Source organism: Gordonia sp. PDNC005, assembly GCF_016919385.1.
Taxonomy (GTDB): domain Bacteria; phylum Actinomycetota; class Actinomycetes; order Mycobacteriales; family Mycobacteriaceae; genus Gordonia.
This window is the reverse complement of record NZ_CP070351.1, coordinates 1,681,827-1,706,702: the sequence shown is the minus strand read 5'-3', so window position 1 is coordinate 1,706,702 and position 24,876 is coordinate 1,681,827. Positions and strand designations below refer to the sequence as shown.

General features: G+C 66.9%; 24 protein-coding genes and 1 tRNA gene. 9 read left to right on the top strand and 16 right to left on the bottom strand.

Annotation, left to right across the window (positions count from 1 at the left end; all coding sequences use genetic code 11):
* Positions 1-4 precede the first annotated feature (4 nt).
* The gene (locus tag JVX90_RS08110) at positions 5-877 is read left to right on the top strand and encodes a PAC2 family protein (RefSeq protein WP_205331850.1); all 873 of its coding nucleotides are present in this window, start codon (positions 5-7) and stop codon (positions 875-877) included.
* Positions 878-883: 6 nt separating this feature from the next.
* On the opposite strand, the gene JVX90_RS08105 is transcribed toward JVX90_RS08110, so the two are convergent.
* The 6 genes from JVX90_RS08105 to JVX90_RS08080 all read right to left on the bottom strand — a co-directional run bounded on the left by JVX90_RS08105 (position 884) and on the right by JVX90_RS08080 (position 5,595).
* A complete protein-coding gene (locus JVX90_RS08105) occupies positions 884-1,192 on the bottom strand; it encodes a hypothetical protein (protein WP_205331849.1) in 309 nt (102 codons plus the stop codon).
* Between the two features lie 6 nt (positions 1,193-1,198).
* Positions 1,199-2,449, bottom strand: a complete 1,251-nt coding sequence (gene mshC / locus JVX90_RS08100; protein WP_205331848.1) for a cysteine--1-D-myo-inosityl 2-amino-2-deoxy-alpha-D-glucopyranoside ligase — start codon at positions 2,447-2,449, stop codon at positions 1,199-1,201.
* Positions 2,450-2,511: 62 nt separating this feature from the next.
* Positions 2,512-3,321: an SCO1664 family protein gene (locus tag JVX90_RS08095; RefSeq protein WP_205331847.1), complete on the bottom strand. Its 810-nt coding sequence runs from the start codon at positions 3,319-3,321 to the stop codon at positions 2,512-2,514.
* Entirely contained in the window at positions 3,318-4,016 is a 699-nt protein-coding gene (locus JVX90_RS08090) for a DUF3090 domain-containing protein (RefSeq protein ID WP_205331846.1), read from the bottom strand. The genes JVX90_RS08095 and JVX90_RS08090 overlap by 4 nt, the downstream gene beginning before the upstream one ends.
* 49 nt (positions 4,017-4,065) lie before the next feature.
* A complete protein-coding gene (locus JVX90_RS08085; protein WP_205331845.1) occupies positions 4,066-4,740 on the bottom strand; it encodes an MSMEG_4193 family putative phosphomutase in 675 nt (224 codons plus the stop codon).
* A 9-nt stretch (positions 4,741-4,749) separates the two neighbouring features.
* The gene (locus JVX90_RS08080; RefSeq protein WP_205331844.1) at positions 4,750-5,595 is read right to left on the bottom strand and encodes an undecaprenyl-diphosphate phosphatase; all 846 of its coding nucleotides are present in this window, start codon (positions 5,593-5,595) and stop codon (positions 4,750-4,752) included.
* Between the two features lie 57 nt (positions 5,596-5,652).
* Between JVX90_RS08080 and JVX90_RS08075 the strand changes: the two genes are divergently transcribed.
* Positions 5,653-6,693, top strand: coding sequence for a hypothetical protein (locus tag JVX90_RS08075; protein WP_205331843.1), 1,041 nt, complete (start codon positions 5,653-5,655; stop codon positions 6,691-6,693).
* 59 nt (positions 6,694-6,752) lie between these two features.
* Positions 6,753-7,856, top strand: coding sequence for a quinone-dependent dihydroorotate dehydrogenase (locus tag JVX90_RS08070; protein WP_205331842.1), 1,104 nt, complete (start codon positions 6,753-6,755; stop codon positions 7,854-7,856).
* A 187-nt stretch (positions 7,857-8,043) separates the two neighbouring features.
* Here the strand turns inward: JVX90_RS08070 and JVX90_RS08065 are convergent, their stop codons facing one another.
* Positions 8,044-8,586: a YbhB/YbcL family Raf kinase inhibitor-like protein gene (locus JVX90_RS08065; RefSeq protein WP_205331841.1), complete on the bottom strand. Its 543-nt coding sequence runs from the start codon at positions 8,584-8,586 to the stop codon at positions 8,044-8,046.
* A gap of 22 nt (positions 8,587-8,608) precedes the next feature.
* Positions 8,609-9,940 (bottom strand): M20/M25/M40 family metallo-hydrolase, encoded by a 1,332-nt coding sequence (locus JVX90_RS08060; protein WP_205331840.1) that lies wholly within the window; start codon positions 9,938-9,940, stop codon positions 8,609-8,611.
* Positions 9,941-10,036: 96 nt separating this feature from the next.
* On the opposite strand from JVX90_RS08060, the gene JVX90_RS08055 reads away from it, so the two are divergent.
* A tRNA-Leu gene (locus tag JVX90_RS08055) sits at positions 10,037-10,122 on the top strand.
* Positions 10,123-10,181: 59 nt separating this feature from the next.
* Here the strand turns inward: JVX90_RS08055 and JVX90_RS08050 are convergent.
* From JVX90_RS08050 to JVX90_RS08025, 6 genes are all read right to left on the bottom strand, one after another.
* On the bottom strand, positions 10,182-11,282 hold the full coding sequence (locus tag JVX90_RS08050) for a saccharopine dehydrogenase NADP-binding domain-containing protein (RefSeq protein ID WP_205331839.1): 1,101 nt from the start codon (positions 11,280-11,282) through the stop codon (positions 10,182-10,184).
* Positions 11,279-12,256, bottom strand: a complete 978-nt coding sequence (locus JVX90_RS08045; protein ID WP_205332331.1) for an NAD(P)H-quinone oxidoreductase — start codon at positions 12,254-12,256, stop codon at positions 11,279-11,281. Before JVX90_RS08045 ends, JVX90_RS08050 begins: the two co-directional genes overlap by 4 nt.
* A gap of 47 nt (positions 12,257-12,303) precedes the next feature.
* The gene (locus JVX90_RS08040; protein ID WP_205331838.1) at positions 12,304-13,893 is read right to left on the bottom strand and encodes a succinic semialdehyde dehydrogenase; all 1,590 of its coding nucleotides are present in this window, start codon (positions 13,891-13,893) and stop codon (positions 12,304-12,306) included.
* Positions 13,894-13,911: 18 nt separating this feature from the next.
* Complete coding sequence (locus tag JVX90_RS08035; RefSeq protein WP_205331837.1) at positions 13,912-14,826, bottom strand: acetoacetate decarboxylase family protein; 915 nt, start codon at positions 14,824-14,826, stop codon at positions 13,912-13,914.
* A gap of 130 nt (positions 14,827-14,956) precedes the next feature.
* Positions 14,957-15,643: a phosphonatase-like hydrolase gene (locus JVX90_RS08030; protein WP_205331836.1), complete on the bottom strand. Its 687-nt coding sequence runs from the start codon at positions 15,641-15,643 to the stop codon at positions 14,957-14,959.
* A gap of 32 nt (positions 15,644-15,675) precedes the next feature.
* Entirely contained in the window at positions 15,676-16,419 is a 744-nt protein-coding gene (locus JVX90_RS08025; protein ID WP_205331835.1) for a GntR family transcriptional regulator, read from the bottom strand.
* A 163-nt stretch (positions 16,420-16,582) separates the two neighbouring features.
* On the opposite strand from JVX90_RS08025, the gene JVX90_RS08020 reads away from it, so the two are divergent.
* The 5 genes from JVX90_RS08020 to JVX90_RS08000 are packed head-to-tail and all read left to right on the top strand — an operon-like array spanning position 16,583 to position 21,630.
* Entirely contained in the window at positions 16,583-17,710 is a 1,128-nt protein-coding gene (locus JVX90_RS08020; RefSeq protein ID WP_205331834.1) for a TIGR03364 family FAD-dependent oxidoreductase, read from the top strand.
* 49 nt (positions 17,711-17,759) lie between these two features.
* Positions 17,760-18,800, top strand: a complete 1,041-nt coding sequence (locus tag JVX90_RS08015) for a 2-aminoethylphosphonate ABC transporter substrate-binding protein (protein WP_205331833.1) — start codon at positions 17,760-17,762, stop codon at positions 18,798-18,800.
* Between the two features lie 2 nt (positions 18,801-18,802).
* Positions 18,803-19,951, top strand: coding sequence for an ABC transporter ATP-binding protein (locus tag JVX90_RS08010; protein ID WP_240194157.1), 1,149 nt, complete (start codon positions 18,803-18,805; stop codon positions 19,949-19,951).
* Entirely contained in the window at positions 19,948-20,829 is an 882-nt protein-coding gene (locus JVX90_RS08005; RefSeq protein ID WP_240194096.1) for a 2-aminoethylphosphonate ABC transporter permease subunit, read from the top strand. The genes JVX90_RS08010 and JVX90_RS08005 overlap by 4 nt, the downstream gene beginning before the upstream one ends.
* A gap of 3 nt (positions 20,830-20,832) precedes the next feature.
* A complete protein-coding gene (locus JVX90_RS08000; protein ID WP_205331831.1) occupies positions 20,833-21,630 on the top strand; it encodes an ABC transporter permease subunit in 798 nt (265 codons plus the stop codon).
* A gap of 9 nt (positions 21,631-21,639) precedes the next feature.
* Here JVX90_RS08000 and meaB read toward each other — a convergent pair whose 3' ends face one another.
* Positions 21,640-22,638 (bottom strand): methylmalonyl Co-A mutase-associated GTPase MeaB, encoded by a 999-nt coding sequence (gene meaB, locus JVX90_RS07995; protein ID WP_205331830.1) that lies wholly within the window; start codon positions 22,636-22,638, stop codon positions 21,640-21,642.
* The gene (gene scpA, locus JVX90_RS07990; RefSeq protein WP_205331829.1) at positions 22,635-24,875 is read right to left on the bottom strand and encodes a methylmalonyl-CoA mutase; all 2,241 of its coding nucleotides are present in this window, start codon (positions 24,873-24,875) and stop codon (positions 22,635-22,637) included. The genes meaB and scpA overlap by 4 nt, the downstream gene beginning before the upstream one ends.
* Between the last annotated feature and the right edge of the window lies 1 nt (position 24,876).

The following is a 24,876-nucleotide window of genomic DNA, read 5'->3' as shown; positions in this document are numbered from 1 at the left end:
CTCGATGAACTCCCCACGCCCGACCGGTCTGCCCGAACTGCGCCGTCCCGTGATGATCGCTGCGTTCGGCGGATGGAACGACGCCGGAGACGCGGCGACGTCCGCCGTCGAACATCTGGCCCTGACCTGGGACGCAACGGATCTGCGCGAGATCGACGGCGACGACTTCTACGACTACCAGTCGAACCGGCCGACGATCACCACTGTCGACGGTGTGACGCGTCGCATAGCCTGGCCGTCAACGTCTGTCTCGTATGCGCGCCTTCCCGACGCCGATCGAGACGTGGTGTTCGTGCTCGGACCCGAGCCGAATCTGCGGTGGCGGGCGTTCTGCTCCCAACTCGTCGAACTCGCCGAGGCGCTGGACGTCGAACTCGTGGTCATGATGGGCGCCCTGCTCGCCGACACTCCGCACACCCGTCCCGTCCCGGTGTCCGGATCGGCGGAGACGAGCGCCGCGGCAACCCGTTTTGGACTTTCGCCGAGCAAGTACGAAGGTCCTACCGGCATCACCGGAGTCCTTCAAGATGCGTTCGTCCAGGCCGGAGTGCCGTCGATCTCGTTGTGGGCGGCGGTCCCCCACTACATCGCACACCCGCCGAACCCGAAGGCCAGTGTCGCCCTCCTCCGGCGCCTGGAACCCATCGTCGAGCTCCCGATCGATCTCGGTCGCCTCGATCAACAGGCGCGAGACTGGCAGGAGGACGTCGACGAGATGATGTCCGACGACGACGACATGGCCGCCTACGTCCGCGATCTCGAGGAACGAGAGGACGACGAGGCAGGCGACGAGAACCCGATGGTCGAAGTCGACGGCGACGCCCTCGCCGCAGAGTTCGAGAAATACCTCCGCAGGAGGAACGAGGGCTCGGACTAGACCGGTCTAACCGATGCGTTCGATGTCGACGACCGGCGTCGTGATGCGCCAGGTACGGACGTCAGGGTCGTCGGCGGCGGTCACCCAGAACTGCGCGGGCTCTCCGATGACGCACTGCTTGACGCCGATCAGCGGGATGTCCTCGGAGTCGCGACGCAGTTCGCTGACCTCCCAGCGCTGGTCCTCGTTGCGCCCGACACCTGGAGCGCGGAGCAGGGTCATCTCCTCGAAGTCGAGCACGTAGGTCGACGTGTGGGTCATCACCGTCCAGACACCGTCGGAGGTGCCGGGCGGGATCTCGCTGACGCGGGTCATGGCTTCCTACGCACTCGGGTTGATGTCGACGCCGAGGAGGGCGTCGACGGCGGCGGCGATCAGTCCTGGCGCCTCGGTCGACGAACCGATGCCCAGGATGGCGTCGGCGGCCCACGCGTCGACGGCCGCGAGTGCCTTCGGGGTGTCCAGGTCGTTCGCGAGGTGCTGGCGGAGGCGTGCGACGGTGTCAGTCGCGTCGGGGCCGGTCGCGAGGGCGGTGGCACGACGCCAGGTGGCGAGACGACGCTCGCCGTCGGACAGGACTAGATCGGTCCACATGCGGTCGTCGCGGTAGTGCCCGCTGATCAGACCGAGTCGGACGGCGCCGACGTCGACTCCGTTGCGCCTCAACACCGACACCTTGACGAGGTTGCCGAGGCTCTTCGACATCTTCTCGCCGTCCAGGCCGATCATTCCGGTGTGGACGTAGTGGCGTGCGAAGCGGCGCTCCCCCGTCTCGGCTTCGGCATGAGCCGCGGAGAACTCGTGATGCGGGAAGATCAGGTCGCTGCCACCGCCCTGCACGTCGAACGCCATGCCGAGTCGGTTGAGGGCGATGGCCGAGCACTCGATGTGCCAGCCTGGACGCCCCGCGCCGAACGGCGACTCCCATGACGGCTCTCCGGGCCGTCGGATGCGCCACAGGAGCGCGTCGAGCGGGTTGCGCTTGCCCACGCGGTCCGGGTCGCCGCCTCGCTCGGCGAAGTACTTCGCCATCGTCTCTGCGTCATAGCCCGACTCGTAACCGAACTGCTCGGTCGCGTCGATGCTGAAGTACACGTCGGGATAGTCGGCGTCGTCGACGACGTAGGCGGAACCGTTCTCGAGGAGGCGTCCGACGGCCGCGATGACCTCGTCGACCGACTCCATCGCACCGATGTAGTCGCGAGGCGGCAGAACACGCAGCGCTGCCATGTCCTCGCGGAACAGGTCGATCTCCCGGGTGCCGAGATCTCGCCAGTCCACTCCGTCGCGTTCGGCGCGCTCGAACAGCGGATCGTCGACGTCGGTGATGTTCTGCACATAGTGGACGTCATGCCCCTGATCGCGAAGGACCCGATTGATCAGGTCGAACGTCACGTAGGTGGCAGCGTGGCCGAGGTGTGTGGCGTCGTACGGAGTGATGCCGCAGACGTACATTCCGGCGACTGGTCCGGGTGCGAGTGGTGCCACCTGCTTCGACGACGTGTCGAACAGACGCAGAGCCGGTGAGACGCCGGGTACGGACGGGATCTGGGGCGACGGCCACGACTGCATGACCACAACTGTATGACGAGCGGTCGATCAGGCGTCGAACGGGCCGTCTTCTGGTGCACGTGTCAGAACGGCGGCCACGGTATCGCGCGCTCTCCGGGCGGCAACGGCATCGTGCCGCCGTCGACGAGGTGCGAGACGCGCTCCCGCAGAGCGCGGATCTCGTCGGCGGTGATCAATGCACCGAGTCGCACAGTCAACGCGTGGTCGTCGTCCGAGAGGTGCGCGGCCACCCGAGTGAGGTCGTCGAGCAGGTCGGACGGGACTGCCTGTCCCGCCCACCCCCACAGGACGGTGCGCAGCTTGTCGTCGGTGTGCAGGCAGATGCCGTGGTCGATGCCGAACAGCTCGCCGCTCTCATCGACGAGGATGTGACCGCCCTTGCGATCCGCGTTGTTCACGACCACATCGAAGACAGCGAGCCGCTTGAGCTCCGGTGTGTCCGAGTGAACGAGCGCGACCAACGATCCGTCCTCGTCATATGCACGCAGTATCGGGATCACATCGTCGCCGACATCGCCGATCGGTACGAGATCGACCGGATCACGACCGACCGTTTCGTCCGGCACGTGAATCCACCGCTGCAGCATTCCCGGCCCGAGATCGGCGTCTGCCGGTCCGCTCTCGCGGAGCACCGTCTCCGGCACGATGCCCCACCCGAGGGCGTCACTGAGGAGATATGCCGCGACCTCGCGCCCGGCGAGCGTGCCGTCGGGGAAGTCCCAAAGGGGCGCTTCGCCTCGGACCGGTTTGTAGACGCACAACAGCTCATCGGCTCCCACACGGCACGCGAGTGTGAGATTGCTCGCCGTGGGGATGCGACCCAACAATGTCAGGTCCCCGTCGGTGAGGACCTTGAGGATGTTCCGACTCACTCCGGGCGGTCGTCGTCTGAGTCGTCGTCGATGGCGGTCGAATCGTCGTCCACCTGGAAGGATGCGTCGAATCCCGGCATCACTCGCCCGAGCGCGGCGAGCACGTCTGGATCGATGAACTCGTCGGACCGCGAGAACTCGACGTCCCGCTTGTAGCCGTTGCTGCGGGCGCAGATGTGCCCGGAGGCGTCGAGCGGCATGGTGCAGAGCGGGCACAGCGGCCGGCCCGCCGCGATGACCCGCATCGACCGTGCGCTGAACTGGCGGGCGGCGTCGGCGGACAGGAACACCCTGACCGTGTCGGGCCCCTCCTCCGTGTCGTCGAGGATCACGCTCTCGTCGAGCGGCTGTTCAGTGATGGCGAGCAGTTCCACCACCACGGACGACGCTTCGGCGTCCCAACCCAGCCCCATCGAGCCGACCCGGAACTCGGCGTCGATCGGATTGGCGAGCGGCTCGGTGTCGGCGACCTGTTCGGTCTCCGGCGGAACACTCGCGCCGAACCGACGGGCCACCTCGTCGAGGAGGTATCCGAGGCGGTCCGCGAGGATCAGGACCTGCTGCTTCTCCAGCTCGACGCTCATCACCCGCTGGTCCTGTGACACCTGAAGGAAGAACGTGCGGTCCCCCGGCACGCCGACCGTGCCGGCGACAAAACGGGCCGGACTGCGGAATTCATGAATGGTGCGCGACACTGCTACTCCACCTTCCTGCTGATGACTGCGACGCCCTTTGGTCGCAAGGCTACGCGCCCTTGCCTCCGCCGACATCGGCGTCGGTGTGGTGACGCGGCGCAGGGAGCACAAGTGCCCCCGGATTGTTCACGGTGAGCACGTAGGGCCGGTCACGCGTGTACCGGATCACGGTGATCGACGCCGGGTCGACGACGATCCGTTGGAACGAGTCCAGATGCATCCCGTAGGCGTCGGCGACGACACTCTTGATCACGTCACCGTGCGAACAGGCGAGCCAGACGCCGTTTCCGTCGTCACCGCCATGCACTCGGTCGAGTTCGCGGACCGCAGCCGACGCCCGCCGAGAAACGTCTGCCAGTCCCTCACCGCCGGGAAACACCGCCGCCGACGGATGTCGCTGCACTGTCCGCCACAACGGTTCGTCGACGAGGTCGGACAGCTTGCGGCCGCTCCATTCGCCGTAGTCGACTTCGGCGAGCCGCCCGTCCTCAACCTCACTCACACCGTCGAGGTGATCGACGAGCGGTGCGACGGTCTCCGCGCAGCGTTGCAGCGGAGACCGCACCACTGCGTTCAGGCGGCCCGACACCCCGTCGAGGCGTTCGATCAGCGCGGCCGCCTGCGCGCGCCCGACATCGTCCAGAGCCACTCCGGGCGTCCGGCCGGCGAGAACACCCGAAGTATTGGCCGTCGACCGTCCGTGGCGGACCAGTATCACTGTCATGTGCCGACCCTATGTCGCCGAGACGACGCCACCGGCGAGCAGACCGATCACGACGAGGCCGAGAGCAATGCGATAGCCGGCGAACCATGCGAGCGAGTGGTGTGAGACGAACTTGAGCAGCCACGCGATCGACACGTAGCCGAGCACAAACGCGATGCCCGTCGCGACGACGATCTGCGGCCCGGACGCTGTCACCTGACCTTCGGCGGCCGGCTCGAAGGCGTCCTTCAGGCTGAACAGGCCGGACGCGACCACCGCGGGGATTGCGATGAGGAATGAGAAGCGGAACGCCGCGGCACGCTCCATGCCGACGAAGAGACCGGCCGACGCTGTCGCACCCGAACGGGAGACCCCCGGAATCAACGCAAGGCACTGCGCCAGACCCATGGCGATCGCGTCGCGGCGAGTCATCGTCTCGATCGACTTCGACCGTGAGCCGACGCGTTCGGCGGCGATGAACACGAACGAGAACAGAATCAGCATGATCGCGACCACCCACAGATTTCGCGCCGCGGTGCTGATCTGGTGCCGGAACACGAAGCCGAGGACACCGATCGGGATGGTGGCGAGAATCACGTACCAGCCGATCCGGTAGTCGACGCCCCGTCGCTCCGGGTTCCGCAGGCCGCCGAACCACGCCAGGACGATCCGCCAGATGTCCTTGGCGAAAAAGATCAGGACGGCGAGTTCGGTTCCCAACTGCGTGACCGCGGTGAATGCGGCGCCGGCGTCCTGCCCGAACCAGATCTGCGAGACGATCCGCAAGTGTCCGGACGAGGAGATCGGAAGGAATTCGGTCAAACCCTGCAGGGCCCCCAGGACCACCGTCTGAAGCCAGCTCATCGTTTCAGTCACGGGCGTAGATGCTACCCATCACGAGGCGGCAGGCGGCGGTCGCGCAAGATGGAGGACATGCATGTGCGAACCAAGGTGGCGGTTGTCCTGTTGGCGACGACGATGGCGGTGACGCTCGCGGCCTGCGGCGACAACGCGTCGGAGAACGCCGATAACGCGCAGACCGTCGCGCCGGCGGTGGCGGCCGAATCACCCGCGACACCGGCGTCACCCGCGGGTGTGATCGTCCCGCAGGGCGCGGGCATCACAATCGCACAGATCGGTTCGACCACGGCGGTGCTGAACGCCGACGGCCGATCAGTCACGCTGCACGTCCATCCGGGTGCGATGGACACCCCGCCGCCCAGGACGGTGGCACTGCCGGTGACGGGTCTCGTCGATCTGATCGCCGCGGACGGCGCCTTCCTCGCGGTCGGACCAGACGGGTTGATCCGGATCGAGCCCGACGGGACGTTCGAACAATGGCGCGAGGCGATCGACTCACCGCTGTCCGTCGCCGTCGCCGGCGACAAGACCCTGGTCGGCACGGCGACAGGCAAGCTGCTGGTCTACCCCGCAGACAAGCGCGCACCGGAGAAGACGATCGGCGGATTCGTCCGTGTCGACCGCATCCTCGTCGCACCCGACACCGCAGACGGCGTCGACGGTCAGGTGTCCGTCCTCGATCGGGCACAATCGGCGGTCCTGCCCGTCGACATCGAATCCGGTGACCACAAGGCGGCGTTGCGCGCGGGCAACGGCGCGACCAACGCCGTCGTCGACCGGTTCGGTCGGATCATGGCCACCGGAACTCGCGACAACGAGGTCTACGCCTACTACGGCGCGCCGATCGTCATGCGCCTGCGCCGACCGGTCTCTCCGAGCCCGTACGCCCTCGCCTACGACGAGAAGCGTGATCTGCTGTGGGTCTCGTCCACCGGCGTCAATGAGGCCGTCGCCTACGACCTCTCGCGAGGTGACGGCAAGGAACGCGCGCGCATCGCGACCGTCGGCCAGGTATCGGCGATGACTGTCGACCCGGCGAACGGGGGCCTCCTGCTGGTCTCGGCCCGTGGTGACGGCCTCCAGTTCGTGCCGGCCACCGCGACGACCCCCTAACACCACGCGCGCTGCAGCGCTTCACTGTCCCGCAGAACCAGCCAGGAGAAGGCGACATCATGCTGAGCACCGTCAACCGACTGATCTACCCCGTTTTGCTGAAGGTGATGTTCCTTGTTCAACCCGAGCGGATTCATACCCTGATCCACCACGCGATCAGCGTCGCCGGCCGCGCACCGGGCATCCGTTCTCTTCTGGCGACGGTGTTCGCGCCGAAGGATCCGATTCTGCGGAGCACCGTCTTCGGCGTCGACTTCCCCGCTCCGATCGGACTTGCAGCAGGTTTCGACAAGACCGCGTCGTGTGTCAACGCCTGGGGCCAGCTCGGTTTCGGCTACGCCGAGATCGGCACCATCACCGGGCAGGCCCAGCCGGGAAACCCGGCTCCGCGTCTGTTCCGGCTGCCTGCCGACCGCGCACTGATCAATCGGATGGGCTTCAACAATCCGGGAGCCGAAGCGGCGGCCGAGAAGCTCCGCGAACCTCGACCGGGCCCGGTCCGCGCTCCGATCGGCGCCAACATCGGGAAGACCAAGGTGGTTCCCCTCGACGGGGCCGTCGACGACTACCGGGTGTCCGCCCGTCTGCTCGCACCGCTCGCCGATTTTGTGGTCGTGAACGTGAGCTCGCCGAACACCCCGGGCTTGCGTGATCTGCAGGCCGTCGAGTCCCTTCGGCCTGTTCTGGCGGCCGTCCTCGACGAGGCGACGGTTCCGGTGCTGGTGAAGATCGCTCCGGATCTGTCCGACGACGACGTCGACGCCGTGGCCGATCTCGCAGTGGAACTGGGGTTGGCCGGGATCGTCGCGACCAATACGACCATCGGTCGGTCCGGCCTCGCGACCCCGACCTCGGATGTCGACACGATCGGCGCAGGCGGTCTCTCCGGGCCACCGGTCGCCGACCGGTCGCTGGAGGTGCTGCGTCGCCTGTACGGCCGCGTCGGAGGCAGGGTGTCGTTGATCAGCGTCGGCGGAATCGAGACCGTCGACCAGGCGTGGGACCGAATCACCGCGGGCGCCGATCTACTGCAGGCGTACACCGGGTTCATCTACGGCGGCCCAGTGTGGCTCAAGGAACTGAATGACGGCATCGCCGCCCGACTCCGCGCAGGCGGGTTCGCGACCCTCTCCGACGCCGTCGGCTCACGCTCTACGCCCTGACCGACCGCATCCCGCTCGTTGAGCAGCGAACGCTTCCCCTGCTCCTTGAGCGAACGAAGTGAGTCGAAAGTTCCCTCGCCGACCCACGAATGCGTGATCGACCAGACGCTTCGACTCACTTCGTTCGCTCAACGAGCAGTAGGACGTCCTCGTTCGCTGCAACGAGCAGAGGGCTGCGGCGAGTCAATCACTCCTCGCTGGGCAGTTCAAACACGCCGGTGAGGGGTCCGCGGGCGATCGCGCGCGAGAACAGGTTGAAGCCGAGGAACGCGGGCGATGCGCCGTCCGGAAGGCCCAGCGACTCCACGTCGACGGCGTGCACCACGAAGAAGTAGCGATGCGGTCCGTGTCCGGGAGGCGGCCCCGCCCCGACGAACTGTGCCAGACCCGCGTCGTTGCGCAGTGTGACCGCCGCCGACGGCAGGTCGGCGGAGCCCGGAGCCCCCGCATTGGTCGGCAACGACGTCACCGTTGCCGGAATGTCGGCGACCGCCCAGTGCCAGAATCCGGACGCGGTGGGTGCGTCTGGATCGAAGCAGGTCACGACAAAACTCTTGGTCTCCGCGGGAAATCCGGACCAGCTCAGTTGCGGGGACACGTCCTCGCCCCCGGCGCCGAAGATCGCGGACGCCTGTGGTGTCGGAAGTGTGTCGCCGTCGGCGAAGTCCGTTGACGTCACGGAGATCTCCGGCAGCGTCGGAAGCACCGAATACGGGTCGAATGCGGTCACTAGCGTCTCCTTCTCACCCACGTCAGCTGTGACGCAGGAAGTGCTCAAGAACCTTGGTGCCGAACAGGATCGAGTCTACCGGGACGCGTTCGTCGACTCCGTGGAACAGGGCGGCGAAGTCGAGGTCCGGTGGAAGCTGCAACGGCGCGAATCCGAAGCACCGGATGCCCAGCTTGGCGAACGCCTTGGCGTCGGTGCCGCCGGACAGCATGTAGGGCACGGTGCGACCGTCTGCGTCGTGCGCCACGACGGCGTCGTTCATCGCGTCGACGAGATGCCCGTCGAACGTGGTCTCGTACGCGTCGAGATGCGTGATCCACTCCCGCTTGACGTTCGGGCCGATGAGCTCGTCGATGGTCGCCTCGAACTCCTTCTGCCTGCCCGGGAGCACACGGCAGTCGATGACGGCCTCCGCCTGCTGCGGGATCACGTTGGCCTTGTAGCCCGCCGACAGCATGGTGGGGTTCGCGGTGTCGCGCAGTGTGGCGCCGATGATGCGCGCGATATTGCCGATCTTGAAAAGCGCTGTCTCCAGATCGGGGGTCTCCGGACTGAAGTCGAGGCCCGTCTCCTCCGACAGGGCTTTCAGGAACTCCGACACCGACTCGGTCATCACGAGGGGGAATCGGTGGGCGCCGATGCGCGCCACGGCGGACGCGATCTCCGTGACGGCGTTGTCCGAGTGAAGGAACGATCCGTGGCCGGCAGTCGCATCACAGGTGAGCCGCATCCATGACAGGCCTTTCTCGGCCGTTTCGACGAGGTACAGCCGACGCACGGTTCCGTCTGGGCGATCGACGGTGAGTGAGAAGCCACCGACCTCGCCCACTGCTTCGGTGATTCCGTCGAACAGGTCGGGTCGGTTCTCGACGAGCCAGTGCGAGCCCCAGGTGCCGCCTGCCTCCTCATCGGCGAGGAAAGCGAACACGATGTCACGCGGCGGCACCGTGCCGTCTCGTTTGAATTGACGGGCCAGGGCCAGCACCATGCCGGCCATGTCCTTCATGTCGACGGCGCCGCGTCCCCAGACGTAGCCGTCGCGGATCGCGCCGGAGAACGGGTGGACGCTCCAGTCCTCGGCCTGGGCCGGAACCACATCGAGGTGGACGTGGACGAGCAGCGCTCCGCGACTCGAGTCGGAGCCTGCGAGCCGAGCGAAGACGTTTCCGCGACCGGGCATGCCCGACTCGATGTACTCCGTCTCGTAGCCCACCTCCTGGAGTTGCTGCTCCACCCAGCGGGCGCATTCGGCTTCGCCGACGGTCGTCTCCGGCACTCCTGTGTTCGATGTGTCGAACTGGATGAGGCGGCTGACGAGATCGACTACTTCTTCAGTTGCTTGAGGGGTCGTCACACCCCCATTACTAGGGGATTTGGGATCTCACGGCAACCTTGGTTATGGTTATGCGGCGCAAGCGAAAGCGAGCGCGACAATTTCATACCTGAACGAGTCCGAGTGGCGGAATGGCAGACGCGCTAGCTTGAGGTGCTAGTGTCCTATTAACGGACGTGGGGGTTCAAGTCCCCCCTCGGACACTCTTCAACGACTCAGGCCCTTCATCAATTGATGAAGGGCCTGAGTCGTTGGTGTCACCTCACCGAACGCGGCGGAGTCCGACCTCGTCGCAGAGGGACGTGAAGCCGTCCTCACCGAGACCGTCGACCGGACCGACGACTCCCGGACTCCGCCCCAGTCCGCGCGCGAGACGCTGCGCGGCGACGGCCATCAGTTCCGCGGTGACGCTGTACGGCGACGGTCCGTCGACCTCCACTTCGCTGAGGACGCGTCCCGTGTCGTCGCGGGCCACCGCTACGGCGAGTCCCCTCACCTTGGCGCGTTCGGTCTCGTCTGGTCCGCCTGCGGGACCAGACGTGCGCGACAGGACGCCGGACAGCACGCGACGCCCGGCAGCCGACCGGGCGGACATCGCTGCAGCGAACGACGCGGCCTGCATCGGACGAGCGAGACTCGGGAACCAGCCGTTGAAGACCCGGACGTTCCGCAGGTGCGGGTGAGCCTCGGGAAGTTGAAGCACTTCTGTCCCGGACGCGAGTATCGCGCGGCGCCTGGCGCCCTGTACGGGGAACACGACGACGTCGGACGCCGCTCTGCGGTCGGCGTGCCGACCGTCGGCGAACACCGTCACCGGGAGCGTGAGGCCGTCCGCGAGCGTTTTACGCGTTCCCTGACTCAGGCCGCGCCGGAGCGGTCCGGTCGCGAAGTAGCCGACGTCGATCGATGTCGCCTGGTCGCCCGCCTCACGCGCGGCCAGGTGGCCGGCCAGGACACCCGGGACGTAGTCGTAGCCGAACGCGGGCAGCATGACGGCACCTCTGTCGCGGGCGATCGTGTCGTGACTGCTGACGAGTTGACGGACGAAGCCGATCTCACCCGTCGAGTCGACGTAATGCGCCCCCGCGTCGACGGCGGCCTCGGCCGCCACCCAGCCGACTCGTTCGAACGGCCCGACTCCAGTCACCATCACGTCGCCGGCTTCCACAAGCGCACGGACACTCGCCGGCTGCGCGACGTCGGCGACGCGATACTCGAGACCGCCGAGCCGTTCCGCGAACGTGGCCAGTTTGTCCGACGACCGCCCGGCGAGGACTGGACGCTCCCCACGCCGGACCAGTGATTCGACTGCGAGTCCACCCGCGTAGCCCGTTGCACCGAAGACGACTATGCGGCCGGTCACGTGAGGTCCCGGTTCGGAAGCAGAAGGACCTTGCCGACGGAGTCGGGCGAGTCGAGAAGCCCGTGAGCACGTTCGGCCTCGGCCAGCGGAAGTCTCGCCGACACAATCGGTCGGATCAGTCCTTGTTCGACGATCGGCCACTCGTCTGCTGTCACGGCGGCGACGATCTCCGCCTTCGACCCGGGTCCGTCGAGCGGGCGGTTGCGGACGTTGAGTCCGATGATGCGCGCGCGTTTGCCGATGAGGGCCCCGACGTTCACTTCACCGACGAAGCCGCCCTGCATGCCGATGACCACCAGTCGGCCACCGACGGCGAGTGCCTCGACGTTGCGCGAGAGATAGCTGCCGCCCATGATGTCGAGAATGACGTCGGCACGACCGGCGAGTTCGGCGGCGAAGTCCTGCTCTCGGTAGTTGATCACGATGTCGGCGCCGAGTTCGCGGCAGCGCTCCCCCTTGTCCGCTGATCCGACTGTCACGGCGACGGTGGCGCCGAGTGCCTTCGCGACCTGGATGGCGTGGGTTCCGATGCCGCTGCCGCCGCCGTGGATCAGGACGGTCTCCCCTGCGGTGAGCCCCGCATCCATCACGATCGTCGACCACACGGTGCTGGCGACCTCGGGCAGTGCCGCCGCATCGATCAGCGACACACCGGTCGGCACCGGGAGCAGCTGTCCAGCCGGAACCACCACGTACTCGGCGTACCCACCGCCCGCGATGAGTGCACAGACCTGCGCGCCCACCGCGGGACCGTCCACGCCGTCGCCGAGCGCGACGACGATGCCGGACACCTCCATGCCCATGATGTCGGTGATGCCGGGAGGCGGCGGGTACAGCCCCTGGCGTTGCATGAGGTCGGCCCGGTTCACGCCTGCCGCAGCGACCCGGACGAGCACCTCGCCGGCCGCCGGAGTGGGTGTGGGTACTACGTCGACGACAAGGTTCTTGTCGTCGTCGACGACGATCGCGTCCATGGTGTCGGGGACGATCATGTCAGTTCCTTTCGATTTCGTGTCGGTGTTCAGCGGAGGCCGGTCAGGCGCCAGGCGCGCAGAGCGGCCCCGAGCGTCGGAGCCCATACCCGCCACGGGATGAACGAGGGCGGAGTGAATCCGACGCCGCGCTGATGGGCGACGGTCTGCGCCTCGGTGTATTTGAGGATTCCGTCGCGTCCGTGTCGACGCCCTACGCCGGATTCGCCCATGCCGCCCATCGGCGCGTCGATGCTGCCCCACGCAGCGGCGAACGCCTCGTTCACGTTGACTGTCCCGGTGTGGAGCCTGGCCGCGACGGCGCGGCCCTTTGCGCCGTCGCGTGTCCAGACGCTCGAGTTGAGGCCGTACTGGGAGTCGTTCGCCTCGGCCACAGCGTCGTCGAGGTCGCTGAAGGTGTGGACGGCGACAACGGGGCCGAACGTCTCGTGCGCGAACAGCGTCATGTCCTCGGTGACGTCGGTCAGGATCGTCGGCTCGTAGAAGAGCGGCCCGAGGTCGGGTCGGGCGCGTCCGCCGGCGAGAACGGTTGCGCCCTTGGCGACAGCGTCGTCGACGTGCTCGGTCACTGTGGCGAGTTGTGATGCGCTGGTCAGGCTGCCGACGTCGATGCTGTAGTCGTACGCCGCGCCGATGGTGAGCGCTCGAGTCTTGGCGACGAACTTCTCGACGAATTCATCGCGCACCGATTCCGCCACATAGATCCGCTCAATGGAGACGCAGAGCTGCCCGGTCGACGGGAACGCGGCGTTGATCGCTCCGGCGGCCGCCTTGTCCAGGTCCGCGTCGTCGAGGACGAGCATCGGGTTCTTGCCGCCGAGCTCAAGAGACGCACCGATGAGGCGTCGTCCCGCGTCTGCGGCGATCTGTCGACCGGTGGCCGTGGATCCGGTGAACATCATGTAGTCGGCGCCCGCCATCAATTGGTCGCCGATCGAACTGCCGCGTCCGACGACCATCTGCCAGACTCCGTCGGGCAGCCCTGCTTCGCGCATGAGGTCGAGTGCCCACAGGGCGGTCAACGCGGTCTGGGTGTCGGGTTTCTGGACGACTGCGTTGCCCGCCATCAGCGCGGCGATCGCGTCGCCCGCCGCCATCGACAACGGATAGTTCCACGGCGAGACGATCGCGACGACGCCTTTGGGATGGTGGAGTTCGGTGGTGTGGGTCAGGAACGGGATCGCACCGCCCCGGCGTTGCGGCGCCAGTGCCTTGGCTGCGGTCCGCGCGTAGTAGCGAGAAGTGATCGCGGTGTCGCTGATCTCGAGGAAGGCGTCGCGCCGGGTCTTGCCATTCTCCGCCTGCATCAGGTCGAGACCTTGGTTCTGGCGGCGAAGGACGAGGTCGTGGAAACGCAGCAGGACGGCGGCTCGCTCGCGGATCGGCGTCTGAGACCACGCGCGTTGGGCGTCGCGCGCGGTCCTGTACGCGGCCTCGACGTCCGCAGGTGTGGACACCGGGAGGTCGGCGAGCCTTTCTCCTGTGTACGGAGCACTGGTGACGACCCGGTCGGCGTCGGCAGACGCCGCTATCAGGGAAGCGAGCCTGGTCACCAGATCGGCGCTGATCGACGCCGGGAGACGGGTGTCGACGGACTCATGTTGTGCGGTGATTGTCATTGTGTGCTTCTTCGCTTGTCAGATTGTCGGAACGGAGACCGGAACGGGCATGTGCAGCGCCGCCTGCGCCTTGGTGGTGACGTCGAGCCGGATGGTGCGGATCGGCTTGAGCGAACGGAGGTCGTCGGACATGCGTCCGTCGCCGAGAGTCAGGTCGGTGCCGCGCGGGAACAACGACGATCCGGTCGCGAGGACGTTCGTCTGATTGAGCGTCGACTGCCACACACCCTCGAGGCGGGTGTACGAGGTGAGGCTGGAGACGTTGTCACCGGTAGGGAAAACCTTCTGGCGCGGTGTCGGCGCGGTGAATGCGAGGTCGACTCCCCCGTCGGCGTTCGCGATCCGTGCTGTGGTGCGCGTCGCGTCGATGTCGACGTCGAGGTCGGTGACCCACTTCGGGAATCCGTAACCGTCATGGCCTCGAACCTGCGCGATGTCGGTGTTGACAGGCAGCGACAGAACGTAGGAGTGCAGATGGTCGTCGACGAGAGCGGTGGTGAGGTCGAGCACGCCGGGCCCGCCGTGGCGTGCGGGGCGGACGGCGACTCCGACGGCGGCCTCGGTGTAGAAGTCGATGTCGCAGACGTCGTAGCGGAAGAACATGACCGAGGCGATGCCGAGTCCGGGAAGTACTTCGAGCGGCTCGAGTTCCGCGGGAATGCGCTTGCGGATGGCCGACGTCGGGGCGAGCATCGTCAGCCGCGCCGACGACATCGCGTAGTAGAAGTTCGGGGTGTGCGTCTCGCCGATCGGCGACTCGACTCGCGTCTTGCGAAGCCGACGGAAGAATTCGACGGACTGCACGCGTGGGTCCTTCGACACCTCGTCGAGGTCGGTCTGCATGCGGAAGCGGTCGAACAGACCGCCCTCCGGGACGGACACGACACGCTGTCCGAGTTCAACGTCAACGGTCTTCTGGGCGGTGGACGGCATGGTGAGCTCCTTGCGAGACGATCTATGTTTACACTGCTAACACAGAGAGTAGGGCTCAATGTAAGCAGTGTCAACACTGATCGTCTCGCGAGGCTTCACGAGACCGCGACCGCCCAGGCGGAGGCGGCCGTCAGTCGAGGACGCCGGGCAGAGTGGCAACTCGCACGACGCTTTCCACCACGTGGTCGGCGCCGTTCCCCTCGAGCACTTCGGCAGGCGTCTGACCGGTCAGCACTCCGACGGAGATCGCCCCGGCGTTATTGGCGGCCTGGACGTCGACTGCGGTGTCGCCCGCCGCGAGAACCGAGGCCACCGAGACCACGCCGGTGGCCTCCATGGCGCGGAAGATCATGTACGGAGCCGGGCGTCCGGCGGGCACATCGTCCGTCGTGATGACGGCGTCGAGCACAACACCGTCGCCGCGCCCCTGTGACCAGCCGAGCGACGCCAACAGCGGGTTGACAACAGCACGGTCGAAACCGGTGGTCAGAGCGACTTTCACGCCCGCACCACGCAGTCGGGCGATGAGTTCTTCAACTCCCGCGATCGCCCGCGGCGGATCGGCGCGGTAGCGCTCGGCAAGGAGTTCCTGGAAGCGGGCGAACGCACCGAGCGCCTCGTCGCGTCCGATGGTGACGCCCCCCAGACGGGCCAGGTTCTCGATCGCGGTCACCTTGTCGGTGCCCATCCAATGAGAGAGGTTCGTATCGGACACGGTTGCGCCCAACTCGGTGACACACGTGCGCAGCGCTTCGTACACGGCGCCGCCGTCGTCGACCGTCGTGCCTGCGATGTCGAATGCGGCGAGTTCAATCATTGGTTGGGGGTCTCCTCGTCGAACGCCCGGCGTCATGCCAGGCGGATGTGACTTCTGCCGCCGGCGGCGGTCAGACGGTTGGTGATGCTGATGGCGCACTGCCCGGGCACGTAGCGGTCCTCGGCGAATTCGATGACCCGGCCGGTCGAGTCCTCGGTGGTGCGGCGCACTCGGAGCATCGGCGCACCGTCGGTCATCCCGAGGTACTGGACGTCGTCCCCGGCAGCAGCGACCGCGTCCACCTCGTGACTGGAGCTGTACAGGTCGATGCCGCGGTCGAGCATAAAACGGTTGATCGACCCGGAGTCGGGGTCGAACTCCATCAGGATTCGACCCACCTCCCAGATGAACGACATCCGTTCGAGGACCGCGGGCTCGTCGTCCAGGTCGCGCGCACGGACGATGGTGAGCACCGGGTCGCCTGCTGCGACACCGAGACGTCGGGCCAGTTCGGCGTCGGCGCCATGCCTCGACTGGAGGATCGTCCGCTGCCCTGCGGTCCGTCCGACATCCGCCGCCCAGGCGGTCAGCGATCCGAGCGCACTCGCGGCATGCAGCGGGACGCCGGTGCGAACCAGCGGCGGGCGTCCCTGTCCGCCGACGAGCAGCCCCTCGACGCGGAGCGTCGCCAACGCTTGACGAACCGGCCCGCGGGAGACTCCGAACTCGTCGCACAATGCGGCCTCACTCGGCGCGCGCACGCCCTCGGGCCACTGACCTGTGGCGATGCGCGCACGGAACTCGTCCGCGAGTCGTTGATGGATGGGTGCCGACATGCTGCTGAGTATACAAGTCAAACTGCGATCGTCTGATCTTGCGAATGAACGAAGAATGAACGATCAAGACCATCGGAAACAGCTGATGAACTGATTCGTAACTTGTACATACAACTGGATCCAGCAGTTGCGGGCACGTACGTCCCGCGGTGAACTCTTCGGCGTGAGCAACAACGAATGCGACGTACTCGTCGTCGGAGCGGGCATCATCGGCCTCGGCCACGCACTGGCCGCAGCCGACGCCGGGAACAGCGTCATCGTGATCGATCGCGACCGACGCCCGGTCGGCGCCTCGGTCCGCAACTTCGGGCACATCTGCGTGACCGGGCAAGCAGGCGAACTGCGCGATCTTGCCGTCGGCAGTCGGGCACGCTGGCTGGACCTGGCCACCAGGGCGGGCGTCCCCGTCCGGACGGAGGCCGGTCTCGGCGTGGCCCGCGCAGAGGACGAGATGGCTGTGCTCGCCGAGCTCGCGTCCACACGCGACAGTGTGTCGCCGATCGACGCGAGCTCGACCCGTGAAGTCCTGGGCGGAGCGGGTGCGGACGACGTGGTCGGCGGCGCCCTCCTCCTCGACGACCTCCGGGTGGACCCGCGCACCACGGCGCCTGCCATCGCGGCGTGGCTCGACGCCCGCGACAACGTCGAGTTCCGCTGGAACACTTCGTACCTCGGCGTCGAAGAGGCGTCCGACGGTGACGTCCGCATCCGCACGTCCCGTGACCCGATACGCGCCGGACGGGTGTTCGTGTGTGTGGGACACGACCTCGACTACACCGCACCAGCGGTCGCCGACGAGCACGATGTGCACCGCTGCGGCCTGTCCATGCTGCAGGTGGCCGACCCCGGCTTCCGGGTGAACGCAGCCGTCCTGACTGCGACGTCGTTCCTGCGCTACGGCGCGTTCGCCGAGACGACGGCCGTCGCCGCACTCGCGACACGGATCGACGAGGATCGTCCCGACCTACGCGCTGCCGACACGAACATCATGTTCACCCAGCGACCCGACGGCACGCTCCTCATCGGCGACTCTCACCATCTCGACCGCACCCTCGACCCGTTTCTCGACGAGACGGTCGCCGACCTCATCGTCCGCGAAGTCGAGACGATCCTCGGCGTCGACCTCACGGTCGTCGGCCGTTGGCAGGGCGTATACGCGTCCCGCCCCGGCGGCCCGTACCTGACGGCTGAACTCGCGCCAGGCGTTCGCGCCTGCTCGGTCACCACCGGCGTCGGCATGACAGTCGGTCTCGAACTGGCCGCGCGGCATGTCGCAGGCGACCTCGTCTGACCCCTATTCCCCCGCACCACCAACTCCACAGCACTCACGAAGGACTCCCATGAAGCGATACCTGAAGGCCTCGACCATCGCGGTCGCCACACTCTCCCTCGCATCTGTCGCGGCCTGCGGCGGCACCGGCGGCAGCTCGGACGATCCGAACACCGTCACCCTGTACAGCGCCGATGGACTCGCCGACTGGTACACCCCGCAGTTCAAGGCGTTCGAAGCAAAGACCGGCATCAAGGTCAACTACGTCGAGGGCGGGTCGGGTGAGGTGGTCTCCCGCGCCGACAAAGAGCAGTCGAATCCGCAGATGGATGTCCTGGTGACACTCCCCCCGTTCATCCAGCAGGCTGACAAGAAGGGTGTCATCGGCGAGACCAGGCCCGCGGGTGAGGACAAGCTGCCCGCCACGGCCAAGGCCGCCAACGGTCACTACGTGTCACTGGCGAACAACTACTTCACCATGATCCGCGGCACCGCCGTCGACCCGAAGCCCGAGTCGTGGAACGACCTCCTCGATCCGCGTTTCAAGCAGCGCCTCCAGTACTCGACGCCCGGCCAGGCAGGCGACGGCACTGCCCTGCTCCTCCTCGTCCAGCACGTGTTCGGCGAGCAGCAGGGCTTGGACTTCCTCGCGAAGCTCCAGGCCAACAACGTCGGCCCGTCGGCGTCCACCGGCAAACTCGGCCCGAAGGTGAGCACAGGCGAGCTCTCGGTCGCCAACAGCGATGTTCAGATGGCCCTCGCGGCGATCGCCAACGACAAGATGGCCTATGAGACGTTCGCACCCACGGGGCCGGACGGCAAGCGCACCACAGTCGCTCTCCCGTACTTCATGGGCAAGGCAGCGAAGGCGCCGCACGCGGACAACGCACAGAAGCTCATCGACTTCCTGATGTCGGTCGACGCCCAGAAGTCACTCGCAACCGACGCGTTCGGCATCTCGGCACGCACCGACGTCAACGCCACCGGCCCGAACGTCGACGCCATCACCAGGGCCCTCGCAGGCGTCGACGTCTGGTCCCCGGACTGGACCGACGTGAACAACCGCTTCGACGCACTGGTCGACGCCTACAACAAGGCGACCGGGCAGTGAGTATGGAGACCGGACGCGCACGCAGGACCGCAGCGAGCACCGAACCGGGTCATGCGGCGACGGGTGTGGTTCCCGCCGTCCGAATGAGTTCCGTGTCCGTCGCCTACGGGAAGACGGTCGCACTGCAGGACTGCTCGTTCGAGGTCGCGCGAGGCGAGACGCTCGCTCTCCTCGGCCCATCGGGTTCGGGGAAGTCGACGGCGCTCAAGGCGATCGCCGGGTTCGAGAACGTCGTATCCGGACGTGTCGAGATCGACGGTAGGGACGTGACAGCGCTCCCGCCGTCGGCCCGCGGTGTGGGATTCGTCGTCCAGCAGTACGCGCTGTTCCCGCACATGACGGTCCGGAAGAACGTCGCGTTCGGTCTCCAAGCTCGGCGCACCCCGCGCGCCGAGATCAAACCGCGGGTGGACGAAGTCCTCCGCATGGTCGGCATGTTCTCCTACGTCGACCGTCTCCCCCGAGAACTGTCCGGCGGTCAGCAGCAGCGCGTCGCGATCGCGAGGGCCCTCGCCGGACGGCCCGACCTGCTTCTGCTCGACGAGCCGCTGTCGGCCCTGGACACCCGTCTTCGCCAGGACATGCTCATCGAGTTGCAGCAACTGCGACGCGATCTGCCCGATGTGGCGATCGTGCACGTCACCCACGATCAGGCGGAGGCACTCGCTCTCGCCGACCGGATCGCCCTGATGCGCAATGCGCGGCTCGAGTCGATCGACACCGCCGACCGTCTCTTCCATCGGCCGCCGAGCGAGTTCGCGGCGACGTTCCTCGGTGGCGCCGACATCCTCCCGGTGCGCGCGACCACGGACATCGCCGCAGGCGAGATCGGTGTTCTCGACCACGGAGGTCTGCCCGTGCGCGCCCGCAGTGTCGACGGCGTGTCCGCCGACCGCCACGTCGCGCTCGCCGTCCGCCCGTGGGCCTGGCGCTTCACCAGTGTGCCGCCGGAGAACGGATTCGAAGTCGAGGTCGACGACGTCCAGTGGCGGGGACCCACCCGACACGTCCGTGTCCGGATCGTGGCGACCGATCAGCGGCTCGGCGTCGACGTGCCGGTTCTCGACCGTGCTCCAGAACCCGGTGAACGACTGTTCGTCGATGTTGCGCCACACGACGTCCACATGGTCCCGGCGGACAAGAGCGCATGATGAGCACCGCTGTCGCACCCTCCAAGAGCACGATGGTCAGAACCACTGCGCCTCGCATCGCTCTCGCCCGTGTCGGGCGGATCGTGCTGCTCGTCGGACCGCTCGTGGTGGTGATCGCGAGCCTCGGCTACCCGCTGGCGCTGGCGGTCTCCCGATCGTTCACCGACCGCGACGACAACTACGTCAGCACGCAGACCTGGTCGAAGGCCCTCTCGGACGGCGCCGTGCAGAAGGCGTTCGTGCGGACCCTCGAGGTCGCGGCGCTGTCGACCGCCGGTTGTGTGATCGTCGGAACCTTCGTAGCGTTTGTGCTCGCCTTCATCCCGTTCGCCGGGTCGCGGTTCGTGGTGCGGGTGGTCGAGGCCGTGGTCTCCCTGCCCTCCTTTCTCATTCCCCTGTCTCTCGGTGTCCTGTTCGGGCCCGTCGGCGTCGTGTCGTCGAGCACCGGGCACCGGTTCACCTTCATGAGTTCGGTGATCGGCGTCGTCCTGGCGATGATCGCCTTCTACACCCCGTTTGTCGTGCGGCCGCTGCTCGCCGCGTTCAGTCAGTTCCCGAGCGCCCAGATCGACGTCGCGTCGTCGCTCGGCGCCGGTCCCCTGCGGATCGCGGCCCGGGTGATCCTTCCAGCGGTGTGGCCCGCTCTCGCTGCAGCCGCATCGCTCGTGTTCCTGCTCACGCTCAACGAGTTCGGCATCGTCCTCTTCACCGGTGCAAAAGACGTCACGACCCTGCCCATGCTGATCTACACGACGTCCATCGTCGGTTCCGACTTCGCGACCGCTGCGGTGCTGGCGACCATTCAGCTCGCGCTCTCACTGAGCGCCTACCTGTTGTACCGGGCCGTCGTGCGCCGGTTCGACACGACGGGAGCCTGACCCATGCTCGTCCGAAGCCGCTCGTCGAGAGCACTCATCTGGCTGATCTTCCTCCTCGTCGTCGGCGCGTTGATCGTCGCGCCGATCGCGGTCACCGCCATCACCGCGTTCGCCGATTCGTGGACATCTGTTCTGCCGACTGCCTGGACGACCGGTCACGTGTCCGATGTTCTGTCGGCCGAGAACGCCGAGAGTGTCGCCGTGTCGGTGCAGACGGCGATCATCGCGTCCGCGATCGCCGTCGCCGTCGGCACGTGGGCGGCGCTGGCGGTCCGCAAGGCCCCGCCTCGGCTGCGGAGTCTGCTCGACGCCGCCTATCACGTTCCCGTCGCCGTGCCCTCGGTGGTGATCGGCCTCGCGATCCTCATCGCCTTCTCTCGCCCGCCGATCGTCCTCAACGGCACCGCATCGATCGTGATTCTCGTGCAGGCGTTGCTGGTGCTGTCGTTCGCGTTCTCGATGGTGTCGGCGGCGGCGAAGTCGCTCGACCCGGCGCTCGACCAGGTCGCGGGCTCCCTCGGAGCGTCCGGCACCCGGATCCTGGTCCAAGTGACCCTGCCACTGCTCGCCCCGGCCATCGCCGCCGCGGCCGGGCTGTCGTTGGCGCTGTGCATGGGCGAACTGGGAGCGACGATCATGGTGTACCCGGGATCATGGCGCACACTTCCGGTCACGATCTTCACGCAGTCCGACCGTGGTGAGCTGTTCACCGCCGCCGCGAACACTTTGCTGTTGGTGCTCGTGACCGTGGTGATCCTCGGTGTCCTCGGACGGATCCGCTCTCGCGCCCAGGTCCGCTGACAAGCTCTGTCAGAACCCGGCGGCGCGGACGATCTGTTCGGCGGCGAGAGTCGGGGTCAGAGTGCCGTCGAGGACACCGGTTTCGACCTCGGCGCGGGCGGCACGAACGTCCGGAGCCGACTCGATGCGGTGGAGCACCGACTCACGGACCATCGTCCACATCCAGTCCACCTGCTGAGTCGCGCGACGACGATCGAACTGGCCGGCCTCAGTCAGCACGTCACGGTGCTTGAGGATGGAGCTCCAGAAGTCGTCGACGCCGGTCTTCTCGATAGCGCTCATCGTGAGGACAGGTGGTGTCCAGAGAGCATCGTGCGGGTAGATGAAGCTCAGTGCGTTCCGCAGTTCACGGGCCGCCCCGCGTGCTTCGGTGATGTGCTTGCCGTCCGCCTTGTTGACGACGACGATCTCTGCGAGCTCGAGCACACCCTTCTTGATGCCCTGCAGCGAATCGCCGGTACGGGCCAGCGTCAAGAAGGTGAACGTGTCGACCATGTTGGCGACGCTGACCTCCGACTGCCCGACGCCGACCGTCTCCACGAGGACCACGTCGTAGCCGGCGGCCTCGACGAGCACGATCGTCTCGCGCGTCGCCTTGGTGACACCACCGAGAGTGCCCGACGTGGGCGACGGACGGACATACGCCTCGGGTGCCGCCGAGAGCTGACCCATCCGAGTCTTGTCACCGAGGATCGACCCACGTGTGCGGGTCGACGACGGATCGACAGCGAGCACCGCCACCTTGTGACCGAGTGAGATCAGATGCATGCCGAGCGCTTCGATCGTCGTCGACTTCCCGACTCCGGGGACACCGGTGATGCCGACGCGGAACGACTTCCCCGCGTGCGGCGTCAGCTGCAGAAGGAGACGCTGTGCGGCCTCACGATGGTCGGCGCGGGTGGACTCCACCAGCGTGATCGCCCGCGCGAGGTCGGCACGCCGTCCCGCGAGGACACCGTCGGCGAGAGCCTCGACGTCCACTGGCCTGCCGGCAGCTGCTGAACTCATGCCGACCGGGACGCGAGTTCCAGGCCCAGGTTGTCGGCCAGCTTGCCGATCAGATCGACCGCAGAATCGGCGATGACCGTTCCGGGCGGGAAGATCGCCGCGGCGCCCGCCTCGTACAGTTCGTCGAAATCACCCGGCGGGATGACGCCGCCGACGACGATCATGATGTCCTCGCGACCGACCTGAGCGAGCGCCTCGCGGAGAGCGGGCACCAGCGTGAGGTGACCGGCGGCCAGGGACGACACACCCACCACATGGACGTCGTTGTCCGCGGCCTGCGCCGCCACCTCTTCTGGCGTCGCGAAGAGCGGGCCCACGTCGACGTCGAATCCCAGGTCCGCGAACGCCGTGGCGATCACCTTCTGGCCACGGTCATGACCGTCCTGGCCCATCTTCGCGACGAGCACCCGGGGACGACGGCCTTCGGCTTCGGCGAACTCGTCGACCACGGCCAACGCATCGTCGATGTTCGACACCGCATCACCTGCTTCGTTCCGGTAGACGCCGCTGATCGTCTTGATCTCGGCCTGGTGACGACCGTAGACCTTCTCCATCGCATCGGAGATCTCACCGCCGGTCGCACCGTGGCGCGCCGCGTCGATGGCCAGGGCCATCAGGTTGTTCTCCATGCCGCCGCCCGACTCGCCAGCCGCGCGGGTCAGCTCGGCCAGGGCGGCGTCGACGGCCGACTGGTCGCGCTCGGCACGCAGCTTCTCGAGCTTCGCTAGCTGCTCTGCGCGGACCTTCGAGTTCTCGACCTTGAGGACCTCGATCTCCTCGTCGTCGGCCACCTTGTACTTGTTGACGCCGATCAGCGGCTGGCGACCGGAGTCGATACGGGCCTGGGTGCGAGCTGCGGCCTCTTCGATGCGAAGCTTCGGCAGACCCTCTTCGATGGCCTTGGTCATACCGCCAGCGGCCTCGACCTCGGCGATGTGCGCACGAGCCTTCTCAGCGAGCTGGTGGGTGAGCCACTCGACGTAGTTCGAACCGGCCCACGGGTCGATCGGTCGGGTGGTTCCCGATTCCTGCTGCAGCAGCAGCTGGGTGTTGCGGGCGATGCGGGCCGAGAAGTCGGTCGGCAGGGCGATCGCCTCGTCGAGCGCGTTGGTGTGCAGCGACTGGGTGTGACCCTGTGTCGCCGCCATCGCCTCGACGCACGTGCGGGCCACGTTGTTGTAGACGTCCTGCGCGGTCAGCGACCAGCCTGAGGTCTGCGAGTGCGTGCGCAACGACAGCGACTTCGCGTTCTTGGGGTTGAACTCGGCGACGAGCTCACTCCACAGCAGACGCGCGGCGCGCAGCTTCGCGACCTCCATGAAGAAGTTCATGCCGATGCCCCAGAAGAACGAGAGACGCGGCGCGAACTTGTCGATGTCCAGACCCGCGGCCAGACCGGCGCGGATGTAGTCGACGCCGTCGGCGAGGGTGTACGCCAGCTCCAGATCGGCCGTCGCTCCGGCCTCCTGGATGTGGTAGCCGGAGATTGAGATCGAGTTGAACTTCGGCATCTTCGCGCTGGTGAACGCGAAGATGTCGGAGATGATCCGCATCGACGGCGCCGGCGGATAGATGTAGGTGTTGCGGACCATGAACTCCTTCAGAATGTCGTTCTGAATGGTTCCGGCGAGCTTCTCCGGCGGCACACCCTGCTCTTCGGCTGCGACGACGTACAGCGCGAGGATCGGCAGCACCGCGCCGTTCATCGTCATCGAGACGGAGACGTTGCCCAGGTCGATGCCGTCGAACAGCTGACGCATGTCCAGGATCGAGTCGATTGCGACACCGGCCATGCCGACGTCGCCTGCAACGCGCGGGTGATCGGAGTCGTAGCCGCGGTGGGTCGCGAGATCGAAGGCGACCGAGAGGCCCTTCTGTCCCGCGGCCAGGTTTCGGCGGTAGAACGCGTTCGACTCTGCGGCGGTCGAGAAGCCTGCGTACTGACGAACCGTCCACGGCTGGTTCACGTACATCGTCGGGTACGGACCACGGATGAACGGCGTCTCACCGGGGATGGAGTCGAGCGGGTAGCCGCCGTCGCGTGCGATCGCGTCGCGATCGGCGCGGGTGTACACCGGCTGGACGTCGATCTGCTCCGGTGTGCTCCACGTGACCTGCTCAGCCGTGTAACCGTGTGCAGACGCCAACGGAGCGGTCAGCGCGTCGCCGGAGCCGACTTCGGCGACTGCCGGCGTCAGTTCAACGTCGGCGAAACTCGGAATCGTGTTGTCGCTCATG

What these genes read in the sequence shown, in the direction of transcription:
- JVX90_RS08035 (WP_205331837.1), bottom strand. Translation starts at nt 14,826, where the DNA reads ATGCCGTCCACCGCCCAGAAGACCGTTGACGTTGAACTCGGACAGCGT.
- JVX90_RS08040 (WP_205331838.1), bottom strand. Translation starts at nt 13,893, where the DNA reads ATGACAATCACCGCACAACATGAGTCCGTCGACACCCGTCTCCCGGCG.
- JVX90_RS08025 (WP_205331835.1), bottom strand. Translation starts at nt 16,419, where the DNA reads ATGTCGGCACCCATCCATCAACGACTCGCGGACGAGTTCCGTGCGCGC.
- JVX90_RS08045 (WP_205332331.1), bottom strand. Translation starts at nt 12,256, where the DNA reads ATGGACGCGATCGTCGTCGACGACGACAAGAACCTTGTCGTCGACGTA.
- JVX90_RS08005 (WP_240194096.1), top strand. Translation starts at nt 19,948, where the DNA reads ATGATGAGCACCGCTGTCGCACCCTCCAAGAGCACGATGGTCAGAACC.
- JVX90_RS08015 (WP_205331833.1), top strand. Translation starts at nt 17,760, where the DNA reads ATGAAGCGATACCTGAAGGCCTCGACCATCGCGGTCGCCACACTCTCC.
- JVX90_RS08105 (WP_205331849.1), bottom strand. Translation starts at nt 1,192, where the DNA reads ATGACCCGCGTCAGCGAGATCCCGCCCGGCACCTCCGACGGTGTCTGG.
- JVX90_RS08000 (WP_205331831.1), top strand. Translation starts at nt 20,833, where the DNA reads ATGCTCGTCCGAAGCCGCTCGTCGAGAGCACTCATCTGGCTGATCTTC.
- JVX90_RS08085 (WP_205331845.1), bottom strand. Translation starts at nt 4,740, where the DNA reads ATGACAGTGATACTGGTCCGCCACGGACGGTCGACGGCCAATACTTCG.
- JVX90_RS08110 (WP_205331850.1), top strand. Translation starts at nt 5, where the DNA reads ATGAACTCCCCACGCCCGACCGGTCTGCCCGAACTGCGCCGTCCCGTG.
- JVX90_RS08010 (WP_240194157.1), top strand. Translation starts at nt 18,803, where the DNA reads ATGGAGACCGGACGCGCACGCAGGACCGCAGCGAGCACCGAACCGGGT.
- mshC (WP_205331848.1), bottom strand. Translation starts at nt 2,449, where the DNA reads ATGCAGTCGTGGCCGTCGCCCCAGATCCCGTCCGTACCCGGCGTCTCA.
- meaB (WP_205331830.1), bottom strand. Translation starts at nt 22,638, where the DNA reads ATGAGTTCAGCAGCTGCCGGCAGGCCAGTGGACGTCGAGGCTCTCGCC.
- JVX90_RS08075 (WP_205331843.1), top strand. Translation starts at nt 5,653, where the DNA reads ATGCATGTGCGAACCAAGGTGGCGGTTGTCCTGTTGGCGACGACGATG.
- scpA (WP_205331829.1), bottom strand. Translation starts at nt 24,875, where the DNA reads ATGAGCGACAACACGATTCCGAGTTTCGCCGACGTTGAACTGACGCCG.
- JVX90_RS08070 (WP_205331842.1), top strand. Translation starts at nt 6,753, where the DNA reads ATGCTGAGCACCGTCAACCGACTGATCTACCCCGTTTTGCTGAAGGTG.
- JVX90_RS08030 (WP_205331836.1), bottom strand. Translation starts at nt 15,643, where the DNA reads ATGATTGAACTCGCCGCATTCGACATCGCAGGCACGACGGTCGACGAC.